The organism is Paenibacillus radicis (ex Gao et al. 2016) (genome assembly GCF_014641555.1).
GTDB lineage: Bacteria > Bacillota > Bacilli > Paenibacillales > Paenibacillaceae > Pristimantibacillus > Pristimantibacillus radicis.
The window spans coordinates 95,593-105,397 of sequence record NZ_BMHY01000015.1; the positions used below are offsets into that span (position 1 = coordinate 95,593).

Genomic DNA, 9,805 nt, shown 5'->3' on the forward strand with positions numbered 1-9,805 from the left:
GACTCCCACTATGAGTTCGCAACACCTCCATCTCGAATGTAATCGGTTTCATAAATCATTGTCTTTGATCTCTTACTATGAAAAGCTCATATATAGAATAAGAGCTTATCACCGTGCGAAATGTCTGTTATCGAAACCTTATGTAGAATTCTATCAGGTAGACTGTAATAGAATCAAAAATGAAATCGAATTCATTTTTATTATACCAAAAATGGAAAAAAAACGCAATCCGGCATTTTGCTGCCGGATCACCTTCTTTTCTCGCGCGCATTGCCTTCTATTACCGGTCGTTATACCGGTCAAATGCTGCTTTCTGAATCGCGATCGCCCGGTTTACGCCAAGCTCCTTCAGCTGCGCTGTGTAGCCTTCGAAGGCATCAAGCGGCTCGATGCCCAAAATGATTTTCAGCGACATCTCATCTACCATTGTCGTTACATCCTGCATAATGGCCGAGAACTCCGCGCTCTCCTTCTCGCTCTTCTGGACAGGCGGAAGATTATGCTTGTCCGCATCGGTATCGGCCCATAACGTAATGGCCTGCTTCTGCTCAGGCAGCGAGTAATATTGCTCGATATACCGTTTATCCTGTACAAATGGACCGAAGTAACTGGCTCTCGTATACATCGCTAAAGCTTGAGAAGGCGCCAGCTTATCGGGGTTTGCCAGGATGAGATCGGTATAGGCCGGATAGCCGTCGACCATCTTATAGCTCGTCCCTTCGATGCCGAAGTTGAACAGCATATGACCTTCTTCCCCATAGCCGTAATCCAGCAGCCTCACCGCTTCCTCGACATGCTCGCTCTTGGCCGAGATGGCAACACCGCCGCTGCTCATATACGAATGGACGCGCTGGCCAAACTTTGGCTTCTCGCCCCTGTGCAGCACCGGATACGGAGCCGGTACGAATCTGGCATTAGGGTCCTTGGCCTGCATAATCGGCTGCCAGGTACCGATGCCCGCACCGGCGTTCCAGATGCTGGCACCGGATCTGCCCGACAGCATGCTGGCATCCAGCGTTTTGGTATCCACCGTCGCCATGTTGATATCGATCAGTCCTTCTGCGTACCATTGGCGGAACAAAGCGAGAAACTGCTTATAGCCGGGCTCGATAGGTCCGTACTTCACCTCGCCATCGTCCGTATAAAACCCTTTCTTAATGCCATAAGCGCCGATGAAGCTGCCGCTTTCAACGCCAAACAGCACGTACGGAACGCCAAGAAACGTCAGCGGAGCAATGACTCCTTTTTTCTCTTTAAACGCTTTCAAAACCGTATGCCATTCATCTATCGTTGTCGGAACCTCCAAACCCAGCTCGTCGAGCCAGTCCTTGCGGATAATGGGACCCTGATAGGTACGAAGCGTATCGTCATTCTGAATAAATGGAAAGACATAATAGCTGCCGTCGTCGGTCTTAATCTGCTTATCGATCTCGGGATGCGCTTTCAAATAAGCTTTCAGATTAGGCGCATAGCGGTCAATGGCATCGTTAAGCCGCAGCAAATAGCCGTCGGAAATCGCTTTAGCCGGACCGCCGGGAAAATTCGACCATTCATATTCAATCATATCCGGCAGCTCGCCTGAAGCGAGCAGCACATTGATCACTTCCTGCGCTTGATTAGCGGGCGGCTGAATAAATTCCAGCTGCACGCCCGTCCGTTTCTGCCATTCCTTGAAGAAAGGTACGTCCTGGAAGCTCGGCTTTACGCTCGCCGCATTGCCGTTGAGCTCCGCCCAATAAGTGAGCTTATATCCCGTATCCCCTGATAGCTCCGCCGAACGGGAAGATCCGCTTTGACCGCAAGCGCCGGCAAGGAGAACAGTTGCCAGCAGAGCCGGCAGGAGCACCGCTATTTTTCGCCTCATCCTCTTCATCATCAATGCCCCCAGCATTCAGATCAGATCATTTCTTTATATTTACCAGGCGTTATACCCTCGAATTTTTTGAATACGCGAATGAAGGTGGCAGCCTCATTGTAGCCGACCTGCTTGGCAATGTCGGAAATCGAGCTCTGCTTGCAGCGAATGAGCTCTTTCGCCTGTTCGATCCGGAACTTATGGATATAATCAAGCAACCCCTCGCCGATCTGGCTTTTGAACAGCTTCGACAAATAGCTGCCCTTCAGATCGAACCGCTCGCCAATCATGTTGACGTTCAGATTCGGGTCGCGGTACTCCTCCTCGATATAACGGACGACATCTTGAGCAAGTCCGCGAAGCGACTCCGCCCGCTCCTGTGTCATATGGCTTTCGTTGCGGGCTGCCGCAAAGACGCAAACCTCTCCAAGCAGCTGTTGAAGCTCCGTTTGCATCTCCTGAATCGTATCGCAAGCCAATATCTTTTCCATCCAGAGCGGATTGTCGCCAAGCAGACTGCTTTCTCCGTCACCCAGCTCATTAATCGCCTTCGCCATCGTGCCGACAAGATTGAAGATGAGCGTCTTCGCAAGCGTCAGCGACATAATCGGCTGGGCGAAATTTCGCTGCATAATGTCGTTCATGTAATAGGAGGCTTGGGCGAAATCGCCGGCCTTGATGAAATTAATCATCTGCTGCTCCACCTGCAGCGGATAGTAATAGCCGGATTGTACGGCTTCACCGTTGTCGAACCGAATATCATCGTAATGGATGATGCCTTTTTTGCCCAGCACCATTTTATACTCCATCGCATCGACAGCCTCCTGATACGCCTCCGCAATTCCCGGCAGCGAAGTGTGCGTGCCGCTAATAGAAACGGTCAAATCCATTTGGAAACGCATCAGGAAACGCTGTGCCTCGGAGGCGATTTGCTGCAGCTCGTCTTTACGGCCGCCTGCATCCGCTTCCGATAAATTAACGATGCAGGCCATCATATCGTCGATTTCGGCTACATAGCCGTAATGACCCTGCTGCCCCGACAGCTCTTCAACCACATTCGTAATGATGAATTGAAGCAGCTTCATCTTCGCGCCTCCGTCCAGCCCCGGCAGCTCGGAGGAGATGCTCTCACCATTCTCCACTGCAAACAAAATGACAGCGAACTGATCAGATTGCAGCTCAATGCCGAAGGATTGGAACGCCTCTTCGTAAGGCACCAGCGTATCGACCCTGCCCTTCAACAGCCGGTTGAACATATTGGAGCGAAGCGCATGCTGATGAATCTTCAGCTCCGTCGCAATTTGCTCCTTCTCGCTTCGGGTTCTCGTAATTGCACGTTCGATAAAGCTCAGCTCATTCCACTCCACCCGCTCCTCCTGCGCGCTTCGGTCCATGAGCGATTGCACGATTTGCTTAATCGGCGAGTAATTGCGGCGCATGAAAAACCATGTCAGCACAACAGCGCCGAGAATGCTGATAACAATGCTGATATAAGTAAATTTGCGGACATACTCTGCTTTCTGCCAGTAGATATTGCTAGGTATGACGAGCATATATTTCAAATCCGATACAGCCGATGACATATAGAACAATTCCAGATCGCCATCCGTTTCGGAAGCGGATGCCTGGCTTATTCCATTCAAATGATTTTGCAGCAGACGGGTGATCTCTTCTGTAACCGGCTTATTGGACAATAGCACCTCGTTATCTGCATTAAGAACCAGCGCTTGGCCGCCGCTGAAGCCGGAAATGTTCTCGATGGCTGCGCTGAAACGGACCGTATCCGCCATTACGACAACGGTGCCGGTCTCCTGTCCGCTGAGGTCCTTGGGCAAATGCGTAATATACGCGATAGACTGCTTCGTATCGGGGGCATCCCCTCTTGGCAGCAGCGTAAACCGGTTGCTCGCCGACTTGCGGATCGTGTCGAGCCATCCTTCGTACGTCATGGTCCCCGTCTGGTGAATCGTCTGAAAAGCGGTCGGCAAGTCTCTGACGTTGCCCGGACGCAAGATGGAAGCTCCCTGTTCCCAAGCGACATAGAACTCGTCTATCGACGCGTAGGACGTTTTGTACGTACGGAATTCTTTCACCAATTGATAGGCGCCAAACTGAGCCTCGCTAGGCTTGCCCGTAGAATTAATCAATGACTGCAGCTTGGAGTTCCAGGTGAGCTCCATGTTTAACCGTTTCATCAGATCGATCTGATTGTCGATCGTGTACCGCACCTGCTTCAGCAAAGAATCGTTGGCGCGATGAATTTCGCTTTTGAGTGCCATGCTGGATTGCGAATAAATGATCAGGCTGATTATAATCGGCACGATTAAAACCGCCGAATAGGAAATGAGCCATGTAAACACGATGCTTTTACGCTTGTTCCATAAAGAAGTCAGATTCAACTATATCTCCTCGTTTACATAAAATCATCCCAGTTGGACTGGCTTGCAGAATCCTATTATAGCGCTATCATTTCATGAAATGGAATGGGCAAAAGTTTCAATCGGATTGACAATATGATCGTTTGGTCCTGTAAAACCCGCATAAGAGCAGCAAAAACAGCCCGAACGGCGTATTCCGCTCAGGCTGTTATTATTATGGATGAATAGGGCGGCAATTAGAAAATACGATGCTTCCAGCCGTTCAGCTTGGCGATCGCCTCGACGAAAAAGTAGTCGCCGTAGATGAGCGAGACGTCGACGTTTTGCCCCGCCGGCTTATGTCCCGTGCCGTGAAGCAGCATCGCCTCATGGCTGTCATCGTCCCATGTCGCATAATGATCATGCAGCGATTGCAGGATGCGCTCCGCCGCTTGTTTGTACACCCGGCCTTCCTTCTCCGGAAGCAGCTCAGCCAGCTCCAGCATGCCGGAGGCAGCAATGGCGCCTGCCGACGTATCACGCGGCTCATTGTCCAGCTGTACATCGGCGCGGAAATCCCAATGCGGCACATTATCCTCCGGCAAATTCGCTACAAAATAATGAGCGACGCGCTGCGCAGCCCGCAGATAGGAGCGGTCCGCCGTATAGCGGAACGTATTCGCCATGCCATACAGCGCCCAAGCCGCTCCCCGGCTCCAGCCGGAATCCGGCGCGGCGCCTTGACCGCCCCGCGTCTCGTCATACAATCCCGTATGAGGGTCGAAGCAGACGATATGGTTGACCGAGCCATCCTCGCGGATAAAATAACGTAAAACGGTATCGGCATGCGCTCTGGCTATTTGCTCAAAGCGCGGGTCTCCGCTTTGGCGGGTCGCCCAGAAGAGCAGCGACAGGTTCATCGCGGTATCGATAATCGACCAGCCATGCATATCGCTGTTCCAGGCCCGGATAAAACGGCCATTCAGGTTAAAACGGCCCGCCAGGAAATTCGCAGCGAACAACGCGCGGCGCTCCGCGTCCGCATCCCCTGTCAGCTGATATTTAAATACCGCGGTCGGAAGGAAATGAAAGCCGACATCATGGTCGAATGAGTTTTTTTCGATCATTTGCCTCTCCAGCCGCTCATCCCAGCTCCAAGCTGAGGTTTTGTACTTTTCCTCTCCGGTCATCTCATGCGCGATCCACAGAATGCCCGGCCAGAAGCCGCTCGTCCACCAATCGACGCGCTGATCATCGTATTTGCCGTCCGCTCCTGCCACATGCGGCGACTTGCCGCCGATGCTTTCATGCATGACGCTTAATTTCGCTTCAATGCGCTTCCATATCGCTTGTGCATCCAAAGATTGATTTACTGCTTGCATCCGTAAAAGCCCCTCTCTGTCGTTTGCTTCGATTAGACTTTAACCTCTAGCTGTTAGCCTTTCAGAGAACCTACCATTACGCCTTTCACGAAAAACCGTTGAACGAACGGATAGACGCAAAGAATCGGAACAGTTGCAACCATAATGGTTGCGTATTTAATCGTTTCGCCAATCTGGTGCCTGTCTCCTGCACTGGCACCTGCCGACATGCTGTCTGTCGAGTTGGCAATCAATATTTCACGCAGGACGAGCTGCAGCGGGAAGAGCTCCCGGCTGCGGATAAATACCGAGGCGTAAAACCAGCCATTCCATTTGTCTACTGCATAGTAGAGGATCATAACGGCGATAACGGGCATGGAAAGCGGAATAATGATGCGGAACAAAATCGTGAAATGGTTCGCCCCGTCGATTTTGGCCGATTCCTCCAGACTGTCCGGTACGCCCATAAAAGCTGTACGCATAATGATCAGGTTAAACGTGCTGATCGAGAACGGAAGAATCGTCGACCAGAGGGAGTCCAGCAGTCCGACCCCTTTCACAACGAGATAGAGCGGAATCAGCCCGCCGCTGAAAAACATCGTAAATACGATAAAGATCATAAACGCATTGTTCCACAGCACATTTTTACGGGACAGGACGTACGCGCCAAGCGACGTCATGAACAAATTGACCATAAGGCCAAACACAACGATAAACAGCGTATTGCGATAGCCGATCGCGATGCCCGGATTTTCTAGCACACTTTTATAGGCGCCAAGATCGAACCCCAGCGGCTTCCACAGCACGCCTTTATGCCCCACCAATTGACCTGCGTCGCTGAACGATGCGAACAACACATACAGCAATGGGTACAGCGTCACGACAACGAGGAAAATGAGGACGGCATAGATCGCGGTATCAAACACTTTGTCTCCAATAGTTGACTCTTTTCTCATCTGCTTCACCTCACCATAAACTGCTTTTGTTAACTTTGCGACTCACATAGTTGGCCGTAATCAACAACACCAGGTTGATGACCGAGTTGAACAGCCCAACGGCCGAGCTGTAGCTCCAGCCAAACTCCAGAAGGCCTTTGCGGTATACGAACGACGAAATAACGTCGGCGGTTTCGTAAGTAACGGGATTGTACAGCAGAATGATTTTTTCAAAACCGACATTCAGCAAATTGCCCATCCGCAAGATCAGCATAATGGCGATCGTCGGCATAATGCCGGGCAGCGTAATGTGGAAAATTTGCTTCAGCCTGCTTGCGCCGTCCATGCGGGCGGCCTCATACTGCTCTAAGTCAATGCTCATCAGTGCGGCAATGTAAATGATCGATTCCCAGCCGATACGCTGCCAGATTTCCGATAAAATATAGATCGGCCGGAACAGCTCCGGCTTCTGCAGCATGGCTTGGCCGTCGTAGCCGAATAGCATGAACAACCGGTTAATAACGCCATCCGCATTGGTGAAATCCGTAATGATGCCGCAAATGACGACAAGTGAAATAAAATACGGCATATAAGTAATCGTTTGCGCCACGCGCTTGAATGCCTTGCTGCGCACCTCATTGATCAGCAGCGCTAATATAATTGGAGCCGGAAACTCGAACAGCAGTGAATATAAGCTGATAATCAGCGTGTTTTTCAATATACGGACAAAGTAATAGCTGTTGAAAAAGTCATTAAAATGTTTGAGTCCTACCCAATCGCTGCCGAGTATTCCCTTCATCGGCGTATATTCCTTAAATGCAATCAGCGCTCCGTACATGGGCGCATAATGGAAGACGATGTAATAGGCAACGACCGGAATCATCATCAAGTACAAGTATTTATTCATCATAAGGTCGCGAATGAAACGGCTTTTTCCCGTTTTTCCGGTCTTTCCGCTTTTCAGCGCCTGCGCGTTTGCCATGAAGCTGCTCACCTCCACCCAAATTGGAGGAGAGAAGGCGAAGCCCTCTCCCCGCTTTGTTTATCTGTTGTTATAGCGTTCCAAAGCTGCTTTTTGAATCTCGATCGCGCGGTCCAGCTTCAACTGCTTCATTTTCGCAATATAGCTGTCATAAGCGTCGAGCGGCTCTGTGCCGAGAATGATTTTGAGTGACATTTCATCCACCAGCGTATTGATGTCATTCATAATCGTCGCGTATTCCGAGCTTTCCTCCGGCGTTGGTGTAATCGGAGGCAAATTGTATTTCGCCGCATCCGTTTTACCCCAAGTTACAACAGCGTCACGCTGCGTTTGCAGGGCGAAAAATTGCTCGGCATAACGTTTGTCCTGAATGAACGGACCGTTGTAGCTGCCGCGGGCATACATCGAAATCGCTTGCGCCGGAGCTAATTTGTCCGGGTTTTTCATCAGCAGATCGGTATAAGTCGGGTAACCGTCTACCATGTTGTAGCTTTCGCCTTCTGTACCAAAGTTGAAGAACAGGCGGCCTTCTTCGCTGTAACCATAGTCGAGCATTTTAACTGCAAGAATCGGATCTTTGGCCGATGCGCTGATCGCGACCGTGCCTTCAGAAGCGTAAGCTTGATGCTTTTGACCAAATTTCGGCGTTTCGCCTTTGTTCAGTACCGGATAAGGTGCACCTACCAGCACTGCTTTCGGATCGTTAGCCTCTACAAGCGGCTGCCATTTGCCGATGCCGCCGCCGGCATTGCCGACCGATGCGCCAGTTGCGCCGGATGCGATATTGCCGTCCACTGCTTTCGTATCAGCTGTTGCAATGTTTTTGTCGATCAGACCTTTGGCATACCAGTCGCGGAACAGACCCAAATATTGTTTAAAGCCCGCTTCAGCTGGTCCAAACTTCACTACGCCGTCCTCTTGATAGAAGCCGCGGTTTACGCCAAATGCGCCAAGGAATGCGCCGTTGCCGGAATCATTGAAGTAACGCGGTTTGCTGTTCACTGTGAATGGAGCCGAAGCGCCTTTTTTCTCTTTGAAAGCCGTAAGCGTCGTCGTCCAATCGTCAATCGTTTCCGGAACCGGAAGGCCTAGCTCATCGAGCCAGTCTTGGCGGATAATCGGCCCTTGGAATACGCGCAAATACTCATCGCCCCGGATGAACGGGAAGGCATAGTAGCTGCCGTTATCGGTTTTGACCATTTTGTCGATATCCGGGTTATCCTGCAAAAACTTTTTCAGGTTTGGCGCATATTGATCAATTAGATCATTCAATTTGAGAATGTAACCGTCGTTGATCGCTTTCTCAGGACCGCCCGGGAAGTCGCCCAGGAAGTTGAATTCGATCATATCCGGCAGATCACCGGAAGCAAGCAATACGTTGAGCGCTTCTTTCGTCTGTCCGGTAGGCGGCGCCGTAAACTCAAGCGAAACGCCCGTTTTCTTCTGCCATTGTTGGAAGAACGGAATATCTTTGTGGCTCGCTTTTACGCCGATCAGGTTTCCGTTAATTTCGCCCCAGTACGTGAGCTTCTTATCTGTTTCAATCGGGTACTTCGTTGGCTCTCCGGACGCTTCACTATTATTAGTATTGTTCTTGCCTTCACTGCCGCTTTCTTTGCCGCCGTTCGACGAGCAAGCGACTGCCAGCATAGCCAGCATCATAATGACCAGCGTTGAAGCTAAAAGACGTTTCATAGCTCTACCCCTTTTCATTTTCGAGTTCAAAAATGTACGAGATGCATCTCCTCCACAGAATAGCAACCGCGGCGATACTCCCGATATGAGCAAAACGTAAAAAACGATTCCGATTTCGATTCAGCGCGATGATCATTTCGCCAATGCAATGGGCAAAAACGAAAAAAAGCGCTATTTTAGTTCATCCTGCCCCGGGGCGCTGCGCGTTTTGGTTCGTCTAACCCCCGGGCTCCCTGCGCGTTTTGGTTCGTGCTGCTATTCTTGATTCCATTTTCTCTATCGCTTACACGATAACAAATGGATAGAATCTGCAAAAAATCATCCCGAACTCAAAACGCTCCGCTCACCCAAATGCGAAATGAACCAATTCCTCTCTAATTTGCTGTTAGAAAAGGTAAACATTATTTATGATCATCAGCGATTTTCACTCGCTTATTAACTTTCCGGTATCGCTCGAGTTTCCATGATTCCATTTTACGAGTCTGGGTTGCTGTAGGCCGCTGAAATCGAAACAACATGTAAAAGCTCCAAGACCCCCTAAATAAACTAGAGTCTCCCTATCCAAATGAATTAAAATAAAGAAAAGGGAGATGATTCGGTATGGGTGGCAAAAGACTGAA

Annotated in this window: 6 protein-coding genes; all 6 read right to left on the minus strand. The window is 50.3% G+C overall.

Annotated elements, in window-relative coordinates:
• Positions 1-280 precede the first annotated feature (280 nt).
• On the minus strand, positions 281-1,876 hold the full coding sequence (locus IEX98_RS25100; protein ID WP_308421828.1) for an extracellular solute-binding protein: 1,596 nt from the start codon (positions 1,874-1,876) through the stop codon (positions 281-283).
• 20 nt (positions 1,877-1,896) lie between these two features.
• Positions 1,897-4,254: a helix-turn-helix domain-containing protein gene (locus IEX98_RS25105; protein ID WP_188892435.1), complete on the minus strand. Its 2,358-nt coding sequence runs from the start codon at positions 4,252-4,254 to the stop codon at positions 1,897-1,899.
• A gap of 215 nt (positions 4,255-4,469) precedes the next feature.
• A complete protein-coding gene (locus tag IEX98_RS25110) occupies positions 4,470-5,594 on the minus strand; it encodes a glycoside hydrolase family 88 protein (RefSeq protein WP_188892436.1) in 1,125 nt (374 codons plus the stop codon).
• 53 nt (positions 5,595-5,647) lie between these two features.
• Positions 5,648-6,529 (minus strand): carbohydrate ABC transporter permease, encoded by an 882-nt coding sequence (locus IEX98_RS25115; protein ID WP_188892437.1) that lies wholly within the window; start codon positions 6,527-6,529, stop codon positions 5,648-5,650.
• A gap of 10 nt (positions 6,530-6,539) precedes the next feature.
• Positions 6,540-7,490 (minus strand): ABC transporter permease, encoded by a 951-nt coding sequence (locus tag IEX98_RS25120; protein WP_188892438.1) that lies wholly within the window; start codon positions 7,488-7,490, stop codon positions 6,540-6,542.
• A 60-nt stretch (positions 7,491-7,550) separates the two neighbouring features.
• Entirely contained in the window at positions 7,551-9,185 is a 1,635-nt protein-coding gene (locus tag IEX98_RS25125) for an extracellular solute-binding protein (RefSeq protein ID WP_188892439.1), read from the minus strand.
• Positions 9,186-9,805: the final 620 nt, after the last annotated feature.